The organism is Ensifer sp. ENS10 (genome assembly GCF_014852025.1).
GTDB lineage: Bacteria > Pseudomonadota > Alphaproteobacteria > Rhizobiales > Rhizobiaceae > Ensifer.
In genome coordinates this window covers 83,009-104,987 of record NZ_JACVAS010000015.1, presented here as the reverse complement: position 1 = coordinate 104,987, position 21,979 = coordinate 83,009, and the positions used below count along the sequence as shown (strand labels likewise).

The window sequence follows — 21,979 nt, the reverse complement described above, 5'->3', positions numbered from 1 at the left end:
TATTGCCCCTCCTTTAGGCGGCATTGATTGCGGCTGCGAGATCGCCGGACTTGGCTGCCTCGCTGACCGAGTTGGTGTTGTCAGCCTTCGGCTTCGTGACGCGGCGCTTCTTCGTGGCCGAAGAGGAGTCGCCTGAGAACGTCGGACGAACGTATGCCCCGTCGTCGCTCGGCAGCGGTGCTGCGCCGATCATCTTGCCGATGCGATCAGATGCGGTCTCGATCTTCAGGCGCTCGGCGTCGGAGACCGGGAACTCGCGATAGTGCGCCTCGACAACCATCGGGCGATGGATGCGTTCGAGAATATCCCTGCGGATCTTGCCGACGACCGGCTCGTCGGACGCATAGTCGTCCTGCCAGCTACGACCAGGCTGCCGGCGCTGTGAGACGATTGCGGCAGCCGGGCACTTGTTCGCCCTCATGCACGCCTGGCAGCCCTTGCGAACATCAGGCTTAGCGCCGGCCCAAAACAGCTCGCGCAGCTTGAAGCACATGGAGATCTTGGTCGTGACCTCGAAGATCGGGCACACGAACGAGAACTGATTGCGGCTGTCGTCCAGGTTGACGTAGTAGTTCTTCGTCGGCATCAGAACCTCCCGTAGAGATCGTTGTCGTCATAGGCGCGTGCAGCCTTTTCGGCGTCCGCGATACGCTGCGCCTCGATGGCGTCGGCGATGTCAGCCTTGCGTGCGGTATCGAGCTTTGCGCCGGTCTCCTCGTCATACTGAGGATCGTCAGCCTCGCGCATTCCGGACGTGTCGAAGGCGGGATCGAGGTGCTTGACTGCGGAAGCGCCCATCTTGTTGAAGGTCATGGCGTCGACGACCTTCGGCAGCTCGGAGACATCGGCCGCGGTGCGATCGCGCGTTCCGCCCTTCTGGGCGTAACCCTTGCCGACCTTCTCGCGCTCCTTCTTATCCCAGGCCTTTTGCGCCTTAATCGGACTGTCGAAGGTTTCGACCTTGATTTCGCCGAACGCGCCGGTCTTGCCCCAGCGGTTGATTACAACGCAGTGACCGTTTGCGGCCTCGATCAGGACCAAATGATAAGACTTCGTGCCGCCCCGGTGATCGAGCGTGACCGCGCGGGACTTGATCGGATAGATCGACATAGCTTTCCTCGTTCGCGAGGCGCGTGTTTCGGCTTCAAGTCGTCGCCGGAACACGTCACGTAATCGCTGTTCTTCTTTCATTGTCAGTTATAGCGAGATCGTTCTTGGAGTGCGGTAGGAAGTAAGTAATGGAATACTTATCCCGTCAGGCAGCAGTCTTCGCTTTCGCCTCGGCCGCATAGGGGTTGCGAAGGCGCCACTTAATGTCCACGGCCGGCGTCCATACGGTCGCAGCGTAGAATGCCTTGCGCACGACATCGCCCGTGACTTCGTTCGGATCCTTTTCGAACGGCAGCAGTGCGACCCGGACGGTGAAGCCGAGACCGGTCAGCTTCTTGGCCGCATCGAGCGCGGCGAGCAGCGCTGCGACTTCGCCGTCCCACATGATCGTAACCGTCTTGACGCCCCTGCCCTTCAGCTGCAGGAAGCGGCCGAGCTGGTCGTCGCCATCAGGCGCACCATAGGACAGATGCTTGCCGAAGGAGCCGACGGCCACGATGTTGCGCAGCGCCGAGTCCTCGTCAAAGGCGAGCTTGATCGCGGCAACGTCGAAAGCGCCCTCGCCCATCACCACATGATCAGTCGCTACGGCATTGTGCCCGTTGAGCAGATAGCGTCCAGTCCCCGGAAGCTCCATCGGAAACAGATACTTCTTCGGCGAGGTGCCCGTGAGGTCGCGACCCTGGAACGTCTTGAGCGTGCCATCGAGATCGAAGACCGGGATCAGCACGCGATCGGCGAAGTTCTGCGTCTGGGCCTTGCCGTCGGCGTCCTTGAACTTCCACCAGCCGAACTGACACCAGCGCAGCTCAAAATACCTGCAGATATCAGCCCCGAAACCGCGCTGTTCGAGATAGGCAAGGTTCGAGCCGTCCGGCAGCGGCAGCGGATCACTGACCGGCAGCACGACATCACCATGAACAACCTGCACCATCGCCTGACGCTTCGGGCGATAACCCTGATCACGCAGGATCTCCTCGCAGGTGGCAAAGGTCGTGCGCCAGGTGTCGCCGTGGTCGAAGTGGAAGTTCACATACTGCAGCTTGTTGAAGGAGACGCCGCAGACAAAGCAGTTACCCTTGCCATTCTCGATACCGAAGTAGGTGCGCCAACGCTCGTCGCGGCAGGCCGGGTTCGGGCAGGTCTTGATGTTCAGCTGAATACCGGACGTGCCGCGCGTCTCGCGAAACGAAATGCTTTCCCGTTCCAGGAAGAACTCCATGTCGAGCTCCTCCTGGATCTGGTCGAACGATACGCGCGCCATGATCAGACCTTTCCAAGAACCTTGGTGATGAACTGCATCTTCGAGCGGTCCTGCTTGAGCGAGAGCGAGAAGCCGGACTCGCCGTTACGCGCGAGCAGCCAGGTCAAGCGAGCTTCGTTTGCGGCCTTTTCGGCGTCGGTCGCGTTAATACCGAGCATCAGGTCGACGGTTCGCGCCTTGTTCCAGTCGTCACCAACGTCAGTCGCCTTGGCCGTCGAAGCCTTGGCGCCGTCGCGGTTCGTCTGCGTGGCCGTCAGAAGCGCGCAGTTGGCTTCATATGCGATTGCGCGGAGATCGACGTAGATCGTGCGCAGGTTCTCCTGCAGACTGTCGGAGCGGTATTCAGCGGCCATAATGTCCGCGTAGTCCACGATCACCAGGTCAAAGATGATGCCATCGGCGCGATACTGTTCCAGCAGGCGATTTAGCTGCGACGGCTTCAAGGTGCCGGATGCGTGGTCGCGCATCTTGAACTTGCCGGACTTGGCAGCGATGGCCTTGATCGCGGCCTCGACCTTATCCGGATCCTTGTGCAGGTCGCGCATCATCGTATCGGAGAGTGCCGCGTCGACACGGGCCGCGATGATCTCCTTGGCAACTTCGAGGCTGTCGTAGAAGACGTTGTAGCCGGCCATCGAGGCGTTCTTGCCGAAGTCACCGAGCGACATCGACTTACCAGCCTTCGCAGCGCCCATGACGCAGCTCAGCTCCTTGCGGCCCCATCCCATGTGATAGAGGTATGCGTCGATCGCGGCGTAACCGGTCGTGATGCCTGACCTGATAACCTTGCCCGACTTGAGGTCGTGGCGTTCCTGGGTGCGGTTACGGATCTCATCGAAATAGTCGTAGTCGCCACCGTCGGTGACAGAGCCGATCGACACCGCGTCCTTCATGAGCTGGCCGATCTTGGCCCAATCCTTGCCCTTTTCGAGCAGCGGCAGGATCGACATGATCGCGCCTTCGACGGCCTGGTGCTTGGCGAAGTCCGTCACCTTGTCCTGAACGAAGGCGGGGTTGGACAGGTCAGTCGTGAGGATCGTTCTCACCATCTTCTTGATGGGATCCACCATGTCTGACCGGATACGCTTAGCCGCGATCTCATCCTTCAGGATCGTCGGCAGGATCTTCATGTCGGGAACGGCGCGATAGACCTTCACATGCTCATGCACGATCCGCACGAGCGCGCCGGCTGCGTCTTCGGTGAAATATTCGGGCTTGATCAGATCCTTCGTGTTCATGGCGAAGTTCGTGTCGCGCATCACCAGCGCGGCTACCTTCGTCTGAAACGACTGGTCGAACTCAAACTGTGCCGTTTCGGTCACGTTGAACTCCATTTTCCTAAGTAAGTGCTTACTTACATCAATAAGCGCAAAAGCTCATGTTTTCGTTATAGCGAGAAGCGCTATGGGATTACTGCAGGTAGCGCTCGATCATTTCCCATTCCGGAATGTCAGTGCGCGTCTGAACCTTCTCGACCGGGAGAGCGTGCTCCTCGATGAAGGTCGCAATCCACTCTGCCGGGTTCGACCGGAGCTTGGCCTGCTTGAACAGCCAATCGTGGTAGTCGTTCTGCTGCGGCAAGTCCTGATAGTTCTGGACGAGATAGGCGGCGTGTTCGGCGCGGTAGAGCCTGGACGCCTGCAGCTCCTCCCAGCGCTCGACAATCTTGATTACGTCATACTCGTGGTAGAGGTGGAACGGCTGCGGCATGGTGTTCTGCTTCCAGCGGCGCATCCGGTAGGTGAAGGCGAGATCGATGTAGACATCGTAGGGGCAGCCGAGCATGTCGGCGATCTGACGGCCGCGCCAGCAGCCGACGAGCTGCTTCTTGGCCTTCGTGACCTTCTTGGCGTCTGCCTGGCCTTCCGGACGCAGTGCCGCGAGGATCAGCTCGAAGTTCAAGGGCTTGATATGCTCTGCGCGCTCACGGTCGAATTCGCGGGCATAGATGCGACGGTAGATGTCGCCATAGACTTCCATGTAGCGGTGAGTTGCCTGCAGCAGCGTCATATGACGGTAGTCGAACCACTTGTTTGACCAGCCCATTCGATCGAACTCCTGGAACTCCTGCGAAATGAAGTTGGAGACGATGTAGTCGTTCTCAAGCGTCGTGGTTCTCACGGCGTCGAGGTCGGTTGAAAAGGCGGCGATCAGATGCGGCATGACATGGCTTTCGTTGCTATGTGAAGACTTATAGCGAGCGTCATACGGAAGCGCAGACAAAGAGAGCGCGGGATTATCCGCGCTCTCGACGGGCTTTTAGAAGCGGCCGAAGCCGTCTTCGTAGGCCTCGACCATATCCTGACAGAGGCCGGAACGAACGACCTCGGAGCGGGTGAACTGGACGACCGTGACCTGGCTGTGATTGCCGACGCGATGAACGGCATCACTCAGGCCGGACTTCGAACCGATCTTCTCGTCGGTCTGCGTCACGTCACCATTGATGACGAACTTGGCGTTCTCGCCGATACGGGTCAGGAATGCCTTGAACTCGGCCTTGGTCGCGTTCTGCATTTCGTCGGCGATGACCCAGGCGTCCTTCAGCGTGCGGCCACGGATGAAGGCCAACGGAACGGGCTCGATGACACCTGCCTTGAGGCAGTATTCGTAATAACCGGAGCCCAGAGCCTCAACAAAGGCCTCCTTTACAGGGATCAGATACGGCGCAAACTTCTCTTCCAGCTCGCCCGGCAGGAAGCCCATGCCCTCGCCTACCTCGATCGCCGGCCGGGTCACGTAGATCTTCTTGATGTCGCCAGCCTTCAGGGCCTCAGCGGCGCGCTGGATCGCAAACCAGGTCTTGCCCGTGCCGGCCGGACCGAGACCGAAGACGATATCAGAGGACTTGAAACCGGCGTCATAGCGCTTCTGGCCGTGCGTGAGCGCCTTGACCGGTTCCTTGCGGGCCGGAGTGGGTTGCGCAGGGATCGACCGATCGGCAGAGGCGATCAACTTGGAGTCATTGCGCATACGTGCGCGGTCGTCGCGGCGGGTCTGGCGTGCGACGGACTTGCGAGGCTTGGACATTTCTGGAGACTCCATTGGGAGGTATGAACTACCTCCGCAATGTAGCTGAAATCTCCTATGTAAGTAAGTGATTACTTACATCGTTTTGCAAAAAGCTAGAGCTTGCTCGCCCAGGTCCAAAGAACGTCCAGCTCATTCGGCGGGATATTAAAGAGGCCAGTCAGTTCGGCGAGGAACTGACTGGTGCGCTCAAACGTCTTTGCCTCATCCAGCTCGGTGCTCCAACGCGCTTCTTCCAGAGGCGCCAGGCCGAGGGTCTTGATCTTGTTCTGAACGATCGTCTTGGTGATGCCGATCTCAAGTGCTGCCAGCCAGAACTGGCGCGAGCTAAGCGTCGGCATCTGTGCGCGCAGCTCCTCCTCGGTCGGCGCAGAGGGAGGGACGTAGGGCTGGCTCGGAAAATCCGGATTGTCAGCGAGCCACTGTCGGATCGCCGGGTTCAAACCGTTCGTGTCGTTGGCATACGACATATAATCGCAGTCGTAGGTCTCGCCCTCAAAGTCAGTAATATTTGCCTTGACGAGATACGAACCAGCTACACGCCCCGCGGTGACGCTATATACCCTGTTAACCTGTGCCATTACGAAACCCTCTGCATCGCCACGATGCGGTTGCCAGTGCTGTATTGAAACCATCCCCTGTTGCGCCAGGTGCCAGCCAACTGCGTGCTTGCGGCAACGTCCAAGGTCCAACCGATGTTACCCGTCTGGTAATACACGGCGGCGGCCGCATTTCGCTCAGGCGCACCCTGCGTATAGGCCAGCACAACATGCCCAAGCGGATAGTTGGTTTCGTTGATGTTGGTGCCCTTGTAGAGCTGCGCGAGATCCGTCGCGTGATAGCCGTCGAGCGTATCGGCATTGCCGGCACTGTTGGCGTAGTTCACGCTGAAGTTCGACGGGTTGTAGACATACATGTTGGAGCCGTCAGAACCGCCCCAAAGCCACGGAGGCTGGCCGCCCTGACCGGACCAGTTCATGTTCAGATCGACGCCACCGATGCGCAGCGGATAGGCGCGGCCACCGACCGAGACCTTGTTGGCGAACTGATTGGCGAGGTAGTTCGACAGCCAGTCGTTACCCCAAAGCGAGCCGTAGAGATTGCCATCACCGGCCACGCGACCAGAGGCGCCCGCATAGAGCATGTTCGATGCAGAAACGTCACCCGTCACGGCCAAGCCGTGAGCCATCGATACCGCGCCGCTCGCCGCGTTCACCATGAACGGTCGAAGCGAGTTGTAACCTCCGGCCTGGTCGCCCGAGGCGGTGAACATTAGATACAGGGTGCTGCCGTCGAAGCGCCAGAACTGGCCGTAGTTGCCATACTTGATGCGGTAGTTGTTGGCCGAGACAGCCATAAACTCGCCACCGCCCGTGATCTGCGCGACACCGTTCGCTCCATTCTTGAAGACGAAACCGCGCCCGGCGCCATTACCCATCTTGAAATACATGTTGTAGTCGGACGCGCCGTCGAGACGGCCACCATAGGTCGCGTCGCCATACGAGGACATGTAGACCGAATAGTTCGAGTCGCCGCCCCAGAAGCGGACGCCATTGCCGTTGCTCGAAGCAAGCGAAAGCGCGACGTTTCCCGTCGAGGTGTCAGAGCGCAGGAACTGCGAGGCCGTCAAGCCACCCAGCTTCGCGGAGTCTACAGCCTGAGCCGTTGCGCCGAGCTTGGCATCGATGGCAGCCTGAAGACCGGAGATATCGCTGATCGCATGAGTGTGGCCGTCGAAGGCCAGGAGGCGCCACGCGCTCCACACGCTCGAATAGATCGCGCGGACATAAATACGAGCGGCTTCGGTCGCGTTCGCGTTATAGACGGTATAGCGCTGCATGACGCCGGCGCCACCTACGATGACCTCAAGCGTGCCCGCCTTTGCAGTCGGATAGTTGGTTCCGGTAGAGGCGTTCGCGTTTGCGTTCTGCTTCCAAATGCCGTTCGTGACGTAGTTGTTCAGATCCTCGGATCCGCCAAGATCGCCGCGATAACGAACGATGCTACTGTCGATAGACGCATCCATCTTTCCAGCAACACTATCGGCGACAGCGGTTCCGACGAACGCAGTCGTTGCGAGCTGGGTCGAGCTGTTGCCGGCAGTAGCGGTCGGAGCGGTCGGAGTGCCGGTAAATGCCGGCGAAGCCAGTGCCGCCTTCAGCGCCAGAGCGGACGTATCGGCCTTTGCATCGAGCGCCGACTGAAGGCCGGTGATATCAGAGATCGCGTGCGCGTGCGCCAGAGCAGCGAAGCGTGCATCAAGCTCTTCCTGAGAGCCGAGAACACGGAACCAAGGCTTCCAGGAGCCGCTGAGCTTGTGCCTACGATAGTGCTTGGTATCGGCGCTACTACCCTGGATATTAAACAAATTCTGAACCAGCTGCGTGTTACCCGCACGGTTCGTAACGAACCCGATCCAGTAGCCAGCTTCCGGCTCATTCAGAGCGCTGGCTGACGAGTAGTGACCGTTACTAGTCGCGGTATTCCAGTCCGTAATATCCGTAGCATTGGCACCCAGCCGCGTCGGGAGGGCGAGGTTGTTCAGCGCAGTCTGCAGACCGGTGATGTCGGCGATGGCGTGCGTGTGCGAAAGCTCAGCCTTGCCGGCGAGCTGCTGCGTCATCGTCGAGGCGAAGTTCGGATCATCACCGAGAGCCGTCGCGATCTCCTGAAGAGTATCCAGCGTGCCAGGCGCAGCGCCGATCATCTCATCGAGTGCCGTGCGAACATATTCGGTATTGGCGATCTTGGTCGTGCGATCGCCAGCCGGAGCGGTCGGAGCCGTCGGCGTGCCAGTGAAGACCGGCGAGGCAAGCGGCGCCTTCGTCGTCAGGGCGGTGTCAAGGGCCTCCTGAAGGCCGGTGATATCAGAGACGGCGTGCGTGTGGCTCTTGGTCGGCGCCAGAGCTTCGACGGCCTGTCGGACGCGCTGCGCGGTCCAGTTACGCTCGGTCGTTGCCGCGCCCGTCTCAGCTTCGGTCTGATCGACCGTCTGAAGTGCTACCTGGGCACCAATGTTGGCACGCACCGCAGCCGGATCGGTGAAATCCGCACCGTTGTCGGACTTGATGACGTAGTTGGTAGGATCGAACTGATTAGCCTCATCGGCAGATGCGGCAGCAGCGGCAGCCCAGCTCTGCGCCAGGTCACGCGCGGCTTCAGAGCCGGTCTTTGCCGTCTCAGCACCCGTCTTTGCCGCCTCAGCGCCGATCTCAGCCAGAACAGCCGCGTCACGCGCAGCTTCAGAGCCCGTCTGTGCCAATACCGCAGCAGCCTGCGCCGTTTCGGCACCTGCCTTTGCGGTCTCGGCGCCCGTCTTTGCAGTCACAGCCGCGGCCTGGGCGGTTTCAGCACCGGTCTTGGCCGTCTGGGCAGCGATCTTCTCGGCCTCAGCAGCCGTCTTGGCAGCGTCAGCAGCGTTTGCGTGCGTCAGGGCAGTGTCGCGATAGCCCTGAGCAGCCGTGGCCGATGCAGCAGCAGCGTTCTTCGAGGCGAGCGCATCAGCAGCACTGCCGGAAGCAGCCGTCGCAGAGCCAGCAGCGGCCGTCGCCGAAGTCGCAGCTTCGCCGGCCTTCGTGGTCGCAGTCGTTGCGTGCGTCGAGGCGGTGTTGCGGTATGCAAGCGCGTTCGCCTCGGAGGTAGCCGCATTGGTAGCAGCGGTTTCAGCATTCGTTTCCGCGGTCTCGGCATTGATCTCCGAGGTCAGCGCGGCAGCAGCAGAGGCAGCGGCAGCATTCTTGGACGTGTTCGCGTTGGTTTCAGAGGTCGCAGCGGCGACCTTCGAGGCGTTGGCATTGGTCGCAGACGTTGCAGCTTCGCCGGCCTTGGTCGTAGCAGTGCCGGCAGACGCGAGCGCAATACCCTTCGACACGAGCGCATCAGCAGCCGCAGCCTGGGCATCGAGCTTGGCCTGGTTCAGCTCCGGCGTTACCGTGCCGGTATCACCCTTCTCACCAGCCGGACCCTGCGGCCCCTGCTCCGTCAGCTGGACGGCGACTTCCTGACCGGAGCGCGCCTTGACGACGATATCATTGGAATAGTTGAGGACAGCTTCGCCGTCCGACCGAAGCTGCCGAACGGTAATGTCGTCTGCAAGGTTGATTACGACTTCCATTAGAGCCTCGTAACGGAGCGCTTGACCGGGATCTCCAGGTCAAAGCCGAGGTGAATCTTGTCGGTGAGATCCGTGCGAACAACGTCCATGACGACCTTGCCACTCGACCATTCGGCCGAGATGGAGCCAGGAAGAACGATCTCGATCGAGGTATCGTCCACGCGAATGATGTTGCCGGCCTGGGTCGTCAGCGTTGCCAGAACGGGGCTATCAGCATCGACGCGAACCTGGGCGGTGAACTTGGCCGTGCTCGGGAAAGCAGCAAGCGCGGTCGAAACGACCTTGATCTTCAGGCGCCACTCACAACCGGTCTGAATGGCCTTTCCCTTGAGATACTGTGAATAGGACATGCGGTGGCGATCCTCTTAATGGCATTTGAGGCAAGATAACATAAGTAAGTGATTACTTACAATCTTGATTAAATAGAGGCCCGCCACTTTCCGTTCTGAAGCGTAACCAAGGTGCGCTTGCCGTTCTTATATTGGAAGGTGTGAGTAACCGCCCAGCCGCTCGGACCCTTATTGTATCCCTGACGCAGGTTCATCACGCCGGAGACGTAAACACCGTCCATGATCTCGGGCGAATGCTTGTCGCCAATGTTCATCTTGCGACCGAGAGCGGCAAAGCCAGAGACCGTGCCACGCGCACCATTCGCGCCGCGGAAGCCGTGATTACCGCACTCCACGCCGTTCAACACGTAGCTGTAGCCATCATGCACCCATTCAAGCTGATCGGGGCTGAAATGCAGGCACTCGCGGCGCGCGATCAGATAGAAGGCATGTTCCAGGAGCGAGAAGCTCTCTACCGGATCGCCGGCCGCAACTGCATTCGCCACGCGCTCGCGCCAGGCCAGATAGGCGTCTTCAAGCTGCAGGCCGAGCCGAATGTTGATGCCGTCGTTACGATAGCGCCCCTCCCTCACATAGCGCTCAAGCGCGATATCGTGGTTTGCCTCGACGATAACCAGGTTGGTCGTCTTCAGGATCTGGATCACAACGTCGATGACGCCGCGGATCTCGTCTGCGACACTCTCGCGGCCGCGATAGGCGACCTCGTAGGAATGGGCGTTATCGTGGACGTTGTGATGATTGCGGCGGTAGTTGTCGAAAATGTCGTGAGCGAAGGCCTTGCGGAACTTCAGCGTCCGGGTGATCGAGTCCGGCGCCCGGAAGGTAGCGTCGAAGTTCTTGCGGTCTTCCTTGTCGGTGTGAAGGTCAGCCATAACCAGGCCGTCGAGCTCCTCGTCGATCGTCACCTCGCCATCCTTGACGAAGAACTCCAAATCCTGGAACGAGCCATCCTGGTCAGCGACCAGATGCCGGCAGAACAGATCGCCATCATGGTCGAACTCGACCAGCACCGCGGCAAGTTGATGCGTGGCGATCGACTTGATGCCGGCCTTACGCGGAATGATCTTCGGCTTGGTGACAAGGCCGGTCGTCATGACCTGGTGCGCCTGCTGCGCGGGATCGAGCGACGGCACGGACTTCAGCTGGATCTTGGAATGCGGGAAGACACCCCAGCGGCCCTGCGTATAGGTGGTGAGATCCGAGATCGGACGGTTTGCCGTCGGCAGCATGTTCATCTCGCCGCAGAACACGAAGTTCTCGCCGATCTTCATCTGGCCGAAGCAGAGGTATTGCTCGATCTCAGGCGCGTAGGCGCGGACGGCCGAGTTGTTCTCGCTCCACCACTGCGTTTCATAGGTTCCGGGCCCGACGATGATATCCGCATCCCGGAATGACGCATACGCCTGCAGGTTCTCCCAGAAGGGCAGATCAACCTCGGCGTCGTTCTGGGCTCCCGTGAAGATGAATACGCGTCCGCGAGGATCCTCGACGGGCTCAGCGGTCAACGTGTCGGTGAGCCAGGTGCGCGGCGTGCCCTCGACGTTCTGCTTCTTGCCGGTGAGCCGGTCATACTTCGTCGTGATGTAAGGATCGATCACCACGGCTTCAGGGTTGGTCACAGGATAGCGCGAGCTGGCCAGCAGGTGATCGATGTCAGCCCGAAGCAGATCAGCGCGTGCGTTCGCGTGAGCGACCGGAGCTTCTGGATCCTTCTCGGCTGCCTGGATCACACGATTGATCAGGACCGGAACATTTTCGCCTGCCCGGAGACGTGCTCGAAGAACGGATGAGCGATTGCGAACCGTCTGGTAGGAAAGACCGAGAGCAACTGCTACATCGGTGAGGTTCGGATATGCTTCCTTGTCGTTATAAGCTTCAACGAACCGGTCCTCAGCAACATTTACCGTCATGTATTCCCGTCCATTCACTGTCATATACTATATATGACTTAAGTTAGTAGATAATATAAATGACAGTAAACGGATCAATCTTCCGGGGGATTGAGATTGATCCGCAAACCTTCATAGAACTTGATGGTGGCCTGGTGATTGGTCCGGCAGTTCTTCAGGGTCTTCCGGTCCTTAAGCCAGAACGTCTCCGTCTGAAGCTGGCTCAGCTTTTCTCCGGGCCTGGGCTCCGGAATCGGCACGCCATAACCACATGCGACGATCTCGGCCGGCAGGGGCGGCAGGACGATCGGCGCCTTAGCGGACGGAGTTAAGACGCTGCACGCTGCCAAGGCCGATACCGCCGTCAGCAGCACCAGGATCCTGAGCGGCTTCGCGGTTGAGGCGAGCGACTTCATCTTCAAGCTTCTCCTTTTCGAGGATGATCAGGGCAACGTCTTCGCGCAGGCCCTTCTCGGCCGCGGTAATCACCGCGTTGTTTGCAGCTGCCTGGTCGGCGAGCGCCTTCTCGTGAACGACGCGCATGGCCTCGTAGCCACGCTCATAGACGGCGTTGTAGGCGTAGATGCTGAGCCCGACGGCCGTCACGACAGCCGCGGTGACGATCCAGCTCAGATAGGGTGCGAGCAAAGCCTTCAGCATCAGAGACCACTCACGCAGACTTCGGCCTCGCCGGCGCGCTGGGCATCACCCATCTCGCGGCGCTTGACCAGGCCATCGACAATGATGCCGCCTGCCTTGTTGAACGCGGTCTGCGCCTCGCAGCCCTTGCGGTATTCGCCCTGCATGTGGAAGCGCGTAGCCGTGGAGCCAGCCATTCCCTTGCCGGATGCGGTAGAGCCCACGCCGAAATTGTAGGCGCCGGAGAGCATGGCCGCCTGGACGCCAACCGGGAAGGTCGTGTAGCCAGGCACGCGCTTGGCGAGCGGAAGGTAATAGTCGCTGTAGATCTGCTCCCGGGTCATCTGCTCGCACTCGGCGCGGGTAAAGCGCATGTTCGGACCGACCGGCTTGCCGTTGATGCGGGTGAGGCCGGCGCAAATGTCGTAGATCTTGGCGAAGCGATCCCAATGTGAGGAGAGCACCATGCCCTCCCAGGGCAGGATCAGGGTGTTGGTCGCCAGGATGACGGCCGGAGGAAGAGCCTTCGGCGAGGTGTCCTCGATACCCTGCCAACCGCCCGCAGCTGCGGCGATCATGGCAGCGGCGATTGCGGACTTGCCGCGCTTCGTGGCGATGATCTTGTTAACCGGCATTACCGGACCTCAAGAGCGCGCGAGGGTCCGATATAGTCGGCCTTCTGGGTGACGCCCTTCTGCTCGATGACGGTCGTGAGCTTCACGACGGCCTCCTTGAGCTTCTGGGTCTCGGTCGTCTGCTCCTTCAGAGCCTCGGTGTTCTTGAGTCGATCCTCGTCGGTGCGGTCGAGACGCTGGTCCTGGCGCGTGTCCTTAATGAGAAGTTCCTGGACAATCGGCGAATTCTCGGCGCGTCCGGCAAGCAGCCAGTTGTAGACGCCAAAAACGGAGCCGGCGAGCGAGAAGCAACCGATCGCAAGGCCGACCGTCTCCTTGTTTAGCGTGATGGATGGAAGCTTCGCCATTGGGCTCTCCAGCGATGGAATGTAAGTAAGTGATTACTTACTACATGTGGAGAGCCCTGGCAAGAAAAACCGCTAATTACGGGGCCGGAAGGTCGCTCCAGTCGACATCAGCGGCTTGCTCGATTTGAGCCGGGCTCTGAGCAGCCATTACAGCCGTCTTTGCCACAAGTCGCCGCTCCTCGATGATCAGGGAGACGGTCAGCCACGACTGGCGCATGGTCAGATAGATCACCGCCTGATCGAACAAAGAGATACCGTTCATCGCCGACTCTGCCGTCAGATGCGGGATCTCGGACGGAGGGGTCGTCAGGTCAACATTGTAGTCGACCATGAACTTCTCGGCCTCGGCCCGCTTCTGGTCGTAAACCATCGCCTGGCCTGAGCCGAGCGTGATATAGCGCCCGCGAATCTTCTCGGCGTTCGCGTCGATATTGCTCAAAGCCTGCTGCTTCAGCGGCTCGAGATCCTTGGTGACAGACAGCTTCACGATGCAACAACCTCCGCGTCGAAGGGCATGTAGGGCCAATGGTCAATGTGAAGGGAATAGCTGGCCGGCATATGCGAGGAGATAGAGAGCGTGCCGCCCGCAACCTCAAACGGATGACCGTCGATTACGACCCAGGCAGGATCCGGCAGGCCAGTGATCACGGCTTCGTCGACATTATCAGCGGCGATCGCCGTCTTCGAGATGGTGAAAACCGGCCGGTCAACAATCGCGCCGTCCAGGACATACTGGGTCACATCGTTGCCGGTCTCGCCGAAGATCGCGGCTTCGCCAGGGCGCACCTGAAGCTCAAGGTCTCCGCGCCGGCAGTAACCGTAGCGGTTGATCGCTCCGGTTGCCGGGTCGTAGATGGTGAAGGTAGCCGGAGCTTCGAGGTCGATTACTTCTTCGGTCATGATTACCTCTTTCTCACAAGGGTTGCCAGGAAGCGCTGGCTGACATCGGAACGAGTTACGATACCATTGCCCGAACCGGCAGACCGCTGGGCGACGATTTCGTAGGTGATGGTTCCCGCGCCAGGGGCAGCGTCGTAGTAGTTGAAGGAGACGGCGCCACCATCGGTGTCACCGGTGTCATAGGCGCTGCAGGCAAACTGAGTAGACCTCAGCTGCGTAACGCCGTTCCTGCGCAGCCAAACGTCCAGGTTCACCGAATAGCTCTTATCCGCGCTGGCATTGATGCCCAGAAAACCGTAGCAGTCGGCAAAGACGATGATCGGCGCACCGAGCGGATTGGCGATCGAAACAGTCGCCACAACGACCGCGGCCGTGCCGACCCCTACCCCGCCGTTCGCGTAGGAGCCTGCCGAATCCGTCGCAGCGTTTGCAGCGATCAGATCCGTGATCGTCGTGCCGTCCTGGACGAGCACGCGCGCATCGATCCTGTCAGCGGTGATGTGAACGCCGTTGATCGACCTTGCCTGGACGTGATTGCTGTTGATCGCGTTCGCCTGGACGTGGTTACTGTTGATCGAGTTCGCCTTCAGATGGCCGCTCTCGATGGTGTCGGCCTTCATCTGGATACCGGTAACGGTATCAGCCTTGATGTTGCCACCGTCGATAACCGTGCGGCCATAGGTGGCGTTCATCGCGTCAGCACCGCGATAGGTGGCAAGCACGATGCAGTTGGACGCGAAGGCCGTTACGACGCTGGTCGTGACCGAGAGCGCGGTCGCATCCTTGACCCAGTAGATATACTGGGTGCCGGCCGTCCAGGTGCTCGTTGAACCAGCCGTGATAGACTTCGTGGTCGCAACGCCCACGTCATTGATGTAGCTGATGGAGCCAGCCGTCCAGCTTGCACGGTTTGCGGTCGGCGCATTGTGCTCGAACTGCAGACCATCGAGCGAGATGTTACGCATACCGATGACCGCGACATTCGCAGCAAGGGTGTTTGCCGCGATTGCGCCACCGTTGATTTCGGTCGAGTCACCGCCCATCGCCCAATTGGCGACCGTGCCATTGTTGGAGATCCGGACGCGACCGGGATCGATCAGCGTGGAAGCGGCGTTGATGCGAGCAGCCGGGTTCTCAGCGCGGGAGCGGATCGTGCCGAGCGTGTCGCCACCAACAATGACCGAGCTGGAGATCGTGGTGTCGGCCTGGATCTTTTCAGCGGCAAGCGACTGGATCTTTGCCGACGTGACGACGGCATCGCCGAGCTGGACAGAGCCGGTGATGATCGCATTGTTGGCGACGAGCTGCTGGGCGCCGATGGTGCCTGCCAGAATGTTGTTGCCATCCTGCATGACCTTGCCGTCGGCCAGCTGCACGTCGGTTCCACCGCGGTAAATGCCGACCGGGAAGCCAGCTGCGGTAAAGATCGCCGAGATCGAGGTCGTGGTGCGCAGCGTCGTCTCGCCCTCGACGTAGTAGAGGTAGAGCGAGCCGGAGGTCCAGGTCGCATTGCCGGCCACGACAGTCTTGGTCGTCGTGCCAGAGAGCTGGGAGCCAACAGAAACGTCGAAGCTCGTCCAGGCGACCTTGTTCGCGGACGGCGAGTTCGGCGTCAGCGTCAGACCGACAATGGTCATGCGCTTCGGGTCGGGCAGCGTTGCGGTCTCGGCAGACGCGACAGCGGTCAGCGCAGACTTGTTGCCCGAGGTGTCGACAGCGCGCAGCCAGTAGTAGCGCGTCGTGTTGTGCGCAAGGCCGGTGCGCGGGAAGCTCGTGCCGATCGAGCTTGCGATCACGACAGCGCTGCTCGAAACGTTCGTCGTGCCCTCAAGGATCTCGATGAAGGCCAGGTCAGCGTCGGTCGGGTTGACCCACGACAGCCACAGCGAGGTCAGGCCGGGAGTGACCGTGAAGCCGGTCGGCGCGGCAGGCGGCGTCGTGTCCTTCGCAGCGACGTGCGTGATCTCCGCGGAGTAGTTCGACGTATTGGTGTTGCGGTCGCGGGCGCGGATCTTGATCTTGTAGGTGACAGCCGGGATACCGTCGAACTCGAACGGGCCGTTTGCGACCGGGAAGCTGACGTAGTTGCCCGAGCCCTGCTTGATCTGCAGGTCGTATGCGGCCATGTCTTCTTCGGTGTTGTTCGTCCAGGTAACGGTTACGCGCGCGACACCGTTTGCAACGACCGAGGTCGCAGCAAGTCCGGTCGGGACCGCAGGCGGGGTCATGTCGAATGCAAGCTCGGTCGCGACCTGCAAGGCCGGAGAAATGTTCAGACCGGTCTTGCCGAAGGCGTCGTAGGCCGCAACGCGGATATAGTAGGTCGTAAGCTCCTCGCCGGCGAACACGAAGGAGCCGCCCTTGCCGTCATAGCGCGGCGTGGTCGTGTAGGGGTCGAAGGTGTTGTTCTTCTCGATCCAGACCAGAACGCCCGCGAAGTCGTCATCGACCTGCGCCGGCCAGGACAGGTGAATGTCCTTCACCGCGACAAAGGCGGTCGGATTGAAGGCAGCAGGAACGGGATTGGAGAACGTGATCGTCGTCGGATTGCTGACGCGCTGAAGCGTGTCCGTGACCGTTACGGTGACGCGAATGGTGCGCGTCGGCCCGGCATAGCCAAGCTTGGCGCAGTCGGCGCGGTTCGAGGCGATGTCATAGACATAGCCCTCCCCTACGACGCGCTCGGTGCGCAGCAGCTCGCCGGTCCCAGGGTGATAGATCGAGACGGTGTTGAAGGCGTAGTGCGGCGAGGTCGAGAACTCGACCGGGCCACCCTTGACCAGGGCGAAGTTGTTCTTCCAGCGCACGCGCAGGTCGGGGCCAGTAAACTGAGTGGTGTCCGGCCGGTCGATCAGCTGCAGGTCGGTTACGGTCGGGAGACCGAAGCCGGAAGCGCCTGCGGCCTCAAACTCGATCGTGGCCGGTTCCGAGACCGATCCGGTATAGCCTACGGTCTGGACATAGAACGTGTGGATGCCCGTGCTGATGTTGGGCATTTCGTAGTAGGACGCATCCGTCGAGCCGAGCGTGTAGAAGCCATCATTCGGCGTATCGACCGAGACGATGAAGCCGCGCACGAGCTGGTTCTGCGGAGCGGTCCAGGAGAGCGTCAGGGACAGGTATTCCTTGCCCTCGTCCGAGATATAGCCGGTCTCCTTGACCAGGAGGCCAGACGGCGGGGAGACGGTCTTGGTCGGGCGCTCGTAGGGCAGCGGTTCAAAGGCGATGCCATCCTCGACGCGCGCATACTTGTTCGGATCGTGGAACAGCGCCGTAACCCGGAAGACGTTGGGCTCGGACTCCTCGATGTTGAGGACGCGGTAAAGCCGCGGCGTGATGTCGGAACCCTTGATGGTCCACATGGCGTCGGGCAGGATCCCGGTAGAGAACGCCGACGAGATGCGAACCGTGCGCTCGTCGAGGAACGCCAGGATGGGCCGGGTCTCGACCTGACCCGAGGGCAGCGTGGCCATGAGCTGATAGGTCTCGCCCTCGTTCCATTCGAACGGAGCATCCAACTCAAGGGTCAGATCGCTCTGAGAGGCGATGCGACCGGCCGCGCGGATCTGTGCCTTGCGCGGGTCCGAAACGGCGATGATCTCACCCGGACGCAGCTCGGCATGATCCCACGACGCCGAATAGGTCAGCGTGTCGGTCTCGTGCTGCTCAGTGTCGATGATCCACTTGCCGTAGCGGTGCGCGAGACCGCGCGAGGTGCAGCCCTGCAGCTGAACCGACTTGTCGCGCCAGCCGTGCTTGTGCAGCAGATCGGAGTTGATGACGACTTCGGTATCGGGACGGTAGAAGTCGTCCGGATTGTTCCACTTGACCATGACGACCGAGTGCCGGGCCTTAAGCGCCGTGCCGGCATACTCGAAGTCACCACCGATGACGTTGGCCGGCGAAACCAGGCGCACCGGATCGCTCGGCATGTCGGCAGCCGCAAAGACCTGGCCCATCGCCCAATAGGCCATGCCGCGCCACGCCTTCGTGATCGACTGAAGCACGAAGAAGGCTTCGTCCTTGGTGTTGATGACGCCGTTGTAGGTGAAGCGCGGCTCGTAGATATCCTCGCCCGTTTCACCATTGCGGAAGCCGCTCTTGATCGACTGGTCGCAATACTGCGCGATGGTGTAGAGCGACCACTTGTCAACGATCTCGGGGCTGATGAACTCGCCCAGGCCATAGCGGTCGTTGACGATCAGGTCGTAGAAGATCCAGGCCGGGTTATTGGTCCAGGCGACCTTGAAGGTGCCATCCCAGATGCCCGTGTAGACGCGCGTCAGCGGGTTGTAGTTCGACGGCACGTTCACCAGCAGGCCGCGAACGTGGTAGCTGCGCGGAGGAATGTTGGAGCCCATCTCCTCGGCGTTGCCTTCCATCGCAACGGCCGCGGTGAAGGGATAGATGAACTTGCCTTCGACCAGGACGACGTAGCCTTCCCAGAACAGATCGTTCTGGAGCTTGTCGTCGGTGGAGTCGGGCGTCAGACGGCGAACGCGCACGTCCCAGGGCGAGCCGCCTTCCGGAAGATCGATGCGATGATCCATCTGGAAGGGCGACAGTGCCTTTTCGCTTGCGAGCGTGTTGACCAGGGCTTCGGTCCAGCTGCCGTTGTAGGAGCGAACATCGATCGCGTAGGAGAGGCTGGTGCGCTTCAGGCCACCCTTGCCGTCCTGACGGACGAGCGACGGGCAGCGCATGATCACGCGAACGGCGTCGGCGTTCTCGTCAACGATGGTGCGCTGAACCGGGCCAAGGGTCTGCTTGACCTGGACTTCCACCTGCTCAGGCGTTTCGACGGCCGAGTGACCGTTAAACCAGCCCTCGTCAGCCGTGCCCTTGTGATCGGACAGGGTAACGCCCTTGAAGTTGTAGCTACCGTCGGCGTTCTTGAGCGGGGTCTGGTCGAAATAGATCGACTGCTCGCCGTTCACCAGGCCGTAGATCGGCCCTTCCGAGATCGCCTCGATAAGGCGAAAACGGGCGTTCGAGCGCATGGTGTTGGCGTCGTTGCTGGCGCCCTTGCCACCCTTGCCACCACCGCCTGCGCCGCGAATGCGCCGGGGCTGGTTGCGGACGAGTTCATTCGTGGCGAGCGCGGTGTCGCCGTGGGACTGGAACTTAATCACTTCTTGCCACCTGAGCCTACAGATCCGCCGCCCGAGCCGGTGACAGCGATGCGTTCAATGTCGATGCCGCCCGAAATCAGGACGCCACCCGTGATGACCTCGCCGTAGACAAGCGGCACCGGAGCGCCCTGGTCGTAGGTGTTTCCAGGTCCAGTCATCGTGAAGGATTGAGAGCCGTCGCCCTGCTCGGCCTTCTCTTCGGGCGTCAGCAGCGAGGAGACGCCGGCCAGCGCCACAGCAGCGCCGAAGAGGGCGACCTGCGTGCCAGTGACGCCGCCCAGGAGCGTTCCGGATGCGCCAATCGTGGTCGCGAGCGCACCGCCCGTGAACGCAAAGGCAGCACCAATCAGGACGACGCCGAGAATGGCCTTGAGGAGCCCGCCGCGCTTGGAGCCGGCGACATAGGGGACGATGTGAAGATCCGCCCGGCCGAGCTTGAAGTCGGCGATGTCGCCTTCGCCGAGGCTCATGCCCGTGTCGACTTCCCGACCGCGCACCAGGTGCCAGACACCTTCGCGAATGTCCTTCATGAAGCCGGGGAAATTGGCCGAGAGCGCGCGAACCGCCTCGCCGGCAGTCTTGACGTCGAGATTAAATTCGCGGCCGTAGCGGGCGCCGAGCGCGCCGTGGAGAATGACCTTACGCATCGGCTGCAGCTCCCTTGTAACGAAGCCACTTCGTCGCCTGACGACCCCACAGACCCGCAGGTTCGCGCCGGGACAGACGCGAAGGCAGGTGATGAACGATGAGGCTGTCGCCGATCAGCAGGCCGGCGTGATTGCTCTTGGAGGAACGGATCTTCATCAGGAAGACATCGCCAGGCTGCGGCGCGTCCTTGGTCTCGACGAAACCGGCCTTGCCGAAGTTCTCCTCGTAAAGGTCGTCGTCGCCTTCCCACCAGGCGTCCTGGCGCGGGAACTCCGGAATGGTAATCGGATCATGCGGCCAGCCGACAATGCCCTGCTCGGCGAGCTTGTCCTTGCCCAGCGCGTAGCAGTCCTTGATGATCGCGTAGCAGTCGGTAACGCCGTGCATGAACTCGCGGCCAAGCACGGGCGAAATGTCGCCACCCCAGATGACCGGCTTGGAAGCGGCGCGCTCCTCGTCAAGCACCAGGATCGCCCACGGCTTTTCGGTCAGGAGCTGGCCTTCCATGTCGGCCTTGGAAGGAAAGAAAGGACCATTCGGGTGCGAGTGCACCACGACATCGATGTTGGCTTCGTGCTTGGCGTAGACCTTGCCGGAGATCTCGAAGGAGCAGAGCTGGCAGCCGCAATCGCGGTCGTCTTCCCGATGCGTGCTCGGGTCGCTGGCGATGTTCTCGCAGGCGATATACTTGCCCTTGACGATGAGGCCGCACGACTCCTTGGGGAATTCGCGACGTGCGTGAGCCTTGGCGTCCTCGAACGCCTCAATGAACGGATAACTCATGAGGATACCCTCTGGACGCCAGGGAAGCCGCCGAAGGGCAGCGGGTTTTTCTCGCCAAAGCGGGTGCGGCAGCACGACAGACGGCGCGAAGGCACGTCGAGAGCAGGGTCAGCGACCGGCTGATCGTTGATGTCGTAGCTCTGGGAGCCCGTGTAAGGGCACTGCGCCTTGGAGTAGTCGAAGTTGGCCGTCGAACGGTTGAAGTAGCGGTAGCGCCACAGGCAGGTGTTGCGGATGACCGTGCGGCCGGGAAGCTGCTTGCCTTCCTGGTCGATCGAGGCCGACAGTTCCCATTCGATGAAGACGCCGTTTTCCGAGGTCTTGCGCTCGAAGCGGAAGATGTCCGGGCCGTAGAAGGACTCCGGATCTGCCTCGGGCTGGCCGTCGAGGAAGCGCGTGTAGGTGCGCACGCGATAGAGCGTGCAGCCGAGCAGCTCGCCATAGGTCGACACGAGCGCCTGGGCGAGACCATCGACGTTGGAGATGCGGATCTTGGGCGTCGGCAATGCGCCGGCACCGGACGTTTCGAGACCCTCGAACTGAACGTCGATCGGCTGGTATTCGACCTGGTTGAAAACAACCGGCCCGTCATTGTCGGTGCCCATGACGAAGTGCATGATCGGGCCACCCACGGACGAGCTATCGATCGTGAACAGCGAGATCACGCCTGAAGGAGCAAGAGACTGTGCTTCGGACTGAAGGGACATTCGGACCTCGTGATTGAGGCCCAATTGTAAGTAAGTGCTTACTTACTAGCAACCGAAAAGATAAGGAACCGCTTACTTTTCGTTGCTGAAGCTTTGCACAAGGGTCGCATCGACCTGCCAGATGCCGCCTTCCGTGACGGACGACCACTCCTTGCAGGTCCACTTGACCGCGAACTGCTCACCGAACGGCCGGTAGTAGAACACCTTGTTGCCCTGCTGACGCTCGAAAAATCCCTTGATCTCCTGCATCTGATCGTAGGTCAGGGTCTTCCAGGAGAGCGTCGTGGACTTCCTGATGTGATTGATGCCCTTGGGCGTCGGCTGCGAGTAGCCATCGCCAAACTCCGCCTCCCAGAGGGAGACGGTAGGCTTGTGCGAGGTGCCCGGCGAGGGACCGACGGGCGGATTGAAAGTCGGAAGCGGCATACTCGTCC

At 60.7% G+C, this 21,979-nt stretch carries 20 protein-coding genes; all 20 read right to left on the bottom strand.

The features are described 5' to 3' along the window. Positions 1-13: 13 nt before the first annotated feature. Positions 14-586, bottom strand: a complete 573-nt coding sequence (locus tag IB265_RS33405) for a hypothetical protein (RefSeq protein ID WP_192495957.1) — start codon at positions 584-586, stop codon at positions 14-16. After that, a complete protein-coding gene (locus IB265_RS33400) occupies positions 586-1,110 on the bottom strand; it encodes a WGR domain-containing protein (RefSeq protein ID WP_192495956.1) in 525 nt (174 codons plus the stop codon). Before IB265_RS33400 ends, IB265_RS33405 begins: the two co-directional genes overlap by 1 nt. Positions 1,111-1,255: 145 nt before the next feature. Continuing rightward, positions 1,256-2,374 carry a DNA primase gene (locus IB265_RS33395; protein WP_192495955.1) on the bottom strand — a complete coding sequence of 373 codons (1,119 nt, stop codon included), beginning with the start codon at positions 2,372-2,374 and terminating at the stop codon, positions 1,256-1,258. A gap of 2 nt (positions 2,375-2,376) precedes the next feature. Continuing rightward, entirely contained in the window at positions 2,377-3,696 is a 1,320-nt protein-coding gene (locus IB265_RS37110; RefSeq protein ID WP_192495954.1) for a DnaB-like helicase C-terminal domain-containing protein, read from the bottom strand. An 88-nt stretch (positions 3,697-3,784) separates the two neighbouring features. Then, entirely contained in the window at positions 3,785-4,537 is a 753-nt protein-coding gene (locus IB265_RS33385) for a hypothetical protein (RefSeq protein ID WP_192495953.1), read from the bottom strand. A 96-nt stretch (positions 4,538-4,633) separates the two neighbouring features. Continuing rightward, positions 4,634-5,401 (bottom strand): PhoH family protein, encoded by a 768-nt coding sequence (locus tag IB265_RS33380; protein ID WP_192495952.1) that lies wholly within the window; start codon positions 5,399-5,401, stop codon positions 4,634-4,636. Between the two features lie 95 nt (positions 5,402-5,496). After that, positions 5,497-5,982: a hypothetical protein gene (locus IB265_RS33375; protein WP_192495951.1), complete on the bottom strand. Its 486-nt coding sequence runs from the start codon at positions 5,980-5,982 to the stop codon at positions 5,497-5,499. Continuing rightward, on the bottom strand, positions 5,982-9,515 hold the full coding sequence (locus IB265_RS33370) for a pyocin knob domain-containing protein (protein ID WP_192495950.1): 3,534 nt from the start codon (positions 9,513-9,515) through the stop codon (positions 5,982-5,984). Before IB265_RS33370 ends, IB265_RS33375 begins: the two co-directional genes overlap by 1 nt. Continuing rightward, positions 9,515-9,865, bottom strand: a complete 351-nt coding sequence (locus IB265_RS33365) for a hypothetical protein (RefSeq protein WP_192495949.1) — start codon at positions 9,863-9,865, stop codon at positions 9,515-9,517. Before IB265_RS33365 ends, IB265_RS33370 begins: the two co-directional genes overlap by 1 nt. 68 nt (positions 9,866-9,933) lie before the next feature. Beyond that, on the bottom strand, positions 9,934-11,775 hold the full coding sequence (locus IB265_RS33360) for a hypothetical protein (protein WP_192495948.1): 1,842 nt from the start codon (positions 11,773-11,775) through the stop codon (positions 9,934-9,936). 294 nt (positions 11,776-12,069) lie between these two features. Beyond that, positions 12,070-12,414, bottom strand: coding sequence for a hypothetical protein (locus IB265_RS33355; RefSeq protein WP_192495947.1), 345 nt, complete (start codon positions 12,412-12,414; stop codon positions 12,070-12,072). After that, positions 12,414-13,028, bottom strand: coding sequence for a lysozyme (locus IB265_RS33350; protein ID WP_192495946.1), 615 nt, complete (start codon positions 13,026-13,028; stop codon positions 12,414-12,416). Before IB265_RS33350 ends, IB265_RS33355 begins: the two co-directional genes overlap by 1 nt. Beyond that, a complete protein-coding gene (locus tag IB265_RS33345) occupies positions 13,028-13,375 on the bottom strand; it encodes a hypothetical protein (RefSeq protein WP_192495945.1) in 348 nt (115 codons plus the stop codon). Before IB265_RS33345 ends, IB265_RS33350 begins: the two co-directional genes overlap by 1 nt. Before the next feature lie 76 nt (positions 13,376-13,451). Next, complete coding sequence (locus IB265_RS33340) at positions 13,452-13,862, bottom strand: hypothetical protein (RefSeq protein ID WP_192495944.1); 411 nt, start codon at positions 13,860-13,862, stop codon at positions 13,452-13,454. Further along, on the bottom strand, positions 13,859-14,275 hold the full coding sequence (locus tag IB265_RS33335; protein WP_192495943.1) for a hypothetical protein: 417 nt from the start codon (positions 14,273-14,275) through the stop codon (positions 13,859-13,861). Before IB265_RS33335 ends, IB265_RS33340 begins: the two co-directional genes overlap by 4 nt. Positions 14,276-14,277: 2 nt before the next feature. After that, the gene (locus IB265_RS33330) at positions 14,278-19,407 is read right to left on the bottom strand and encodes a phage tail protein (protein WP_192495942.1); all 5,130 of its coding nucleotides are present in this window, start codon (positions 19,405-19,407) and stop codon (positions 14,278-14,280) included. Then, positions 19,404-20,054: a tail assembly protein gene (locus tag IB265_RS33325; protein WP_192495941.1), complete on the bottom strand. Its 651-nt coding sequence runs from the start codon at positions 20,052-20,054 to the stop codon at positions 19,404-19,406. The genes IB265_RS33330 and IB265_RS33325 overlap by 4 nt, the downstream gene beginning before the upstream one ends. Continuing rightward, the gene (locus tag IB265_RS33320; protein WP_192495940.1) at positions 20,047-20,838 is read right to left on the bottom strand and encodes a Mov34/MPN/PAD-1 family protein; all 792 of its coding nucleotides are present in this window, start codon (positions 20,836-20,838) and stop codon (positions 20,047-20,049) included. The genes IB265_RS33325 and IB265_RS33320 overlap by 8 nt, the downstream gene beginning before the upstream one ends. After that, on the bottom strand, positions 20,835-21,545 hold the full coding sequence (locus IB265_RS33315; protein WP_192495939.1) for a phage minor tail protein L: 711 nt from the start codon (positions 21,543-21,545) through the stop codon (positions 20,835-20,837). The genes IB265_RS33320 and IB265_RS33315 overlap by 4 nt, the downstream gene beginning before the upstream one ends. A 72-nt stretch (positions 21,546-21,617) precedes the next feature. Further along, positions 21,618-21,971 carry a phage tail protein gene (locus IB265_RS33310; RefSeq protein WP_192495938.1) on the bottom strand — a complete coding sequence of 118 codons (354 nt, stop codon included), beginning with the start codon at positions 21,969-21,971 and terminating at the stop codon, positions 21,618-21,620. Between the last annotated feature and the right edge of the window lie 8 nt (positions 21,972-21,979).

Coding starts and splice junctions, on each gene's coding strand:
- IB265_RS33335 (WP_192495943.1), bottom strand. CDS start 14,275: ATGACCGAAGAAGTAATCGACCTCGAAGCTCCGGCTACCTTCACCATC.
- IB265_RS33310 (WP_192495938.1), bottom strand. CDS start 21,971: ATGCCGCTTCCGACTTTCAATCCGCCCGTCGGTCCCTCGCCGGGCACC.
- IB265_RS33400 (WP_192495956.1), bottom strand. CDS start 1,110: ATGTCGATCTATCCGATCAAGTCCCGCGCGGTCACGCTCGATCACCGG.
- IB265_RS33395 (WP_192495955.1), bottom strand. CDS start 2,374: ATGGCGCGCGTATCGTTCGACCAGATCCAGGAGGAGCTCGACATGGAG.
- IB265_RS33370 (WP_192495950.1), bottom strand. CDS start 9,515: ATGGAAGTCGTAATCAACCTTGCAGACGACATTACCGTTCGGCAGCTT.
- IB265_RS33365 (WP_192495949.1), bottom strand. CDS start 9,865: ATGTCCTATTCACAGTATCTCAAGGGAAAGGCCATTCAGACCGGTTGT.
- IB265_RS33320 (WP_192495940.1), bottom strand. CDS start 20,838: ATGAGTTATCCGTTCATTGAGGCGTTCGAGGACGCCAAGGCTCACGCA.
- IB265_RS33360 (WP_192495948.1), bottom strand. CDS start 11,775: ATGACGGTAAATGTTGCTGAGGACCGGTTCGTTGAAGCTTATAACGAC.
- IB265_RS33385 (WP_192495953.1), bottom strand. CDS start 4,537: ATGCCGCATCTGATCGCCGCCTTTTCAACCGACCTCGACGCCGTGAGA.
- IB265_RS33350 (WP_192495946.1), bottom strand. CDS start 13,028: ATGCCGGTTAACAAGATCATCGCCACGAAGCGCGGCAAGTCCGCAATC.
- IB265_RS33315 (WP_192495939.1), bottom strand. CDS start 21,545: ATGTCCCTTCAGTCCGAAGCACAGTCTCTTGCTCCTTCAGGCGTGATC.
- IB265_RS33375 (WP_192495951.1), bottom strand. CDS start 5,982: ATGGCACAGGTTAACAGGGTATATAGCGTCACCGCGGGGCGTGTAGCT.
- IB265_RS33405 (WP_192495957.1), bottom strand. CDS start 586: ATGCCGACGAAGAACTACTACGTCAACCTGGACGACAGCCGCAATCAG.
- IB265_RS33325 (WP_192495941.1), bottom strand. CDS start 20,054: ATGCGTAAGGTCATTCTCCACGGCGCGCTCGGCGCCCGCTACGGCCGC.
- IB265_RS33345 (WP_192495945.1), bottom strand. CDS start 13,375: ATGGCGAAGCTTCCATCCATCACGCTAAACAAGGAGACGGTCGGCCTT.
- IB265_RS33380 (WP_192495952.1), bottom strand. CDS start 5,401: ATGTCCAAGCCTCGCAAGTCCGTCGCACGCCAGACCCGCCGCGACGAC.
- IB265_RS33355 (WP_192495947.1), bottom strand. CDS start 12,414: ATGCTGAAGGCTTTGCTCGCACCCTATCTGAGCTGGATCGTCACCGCG.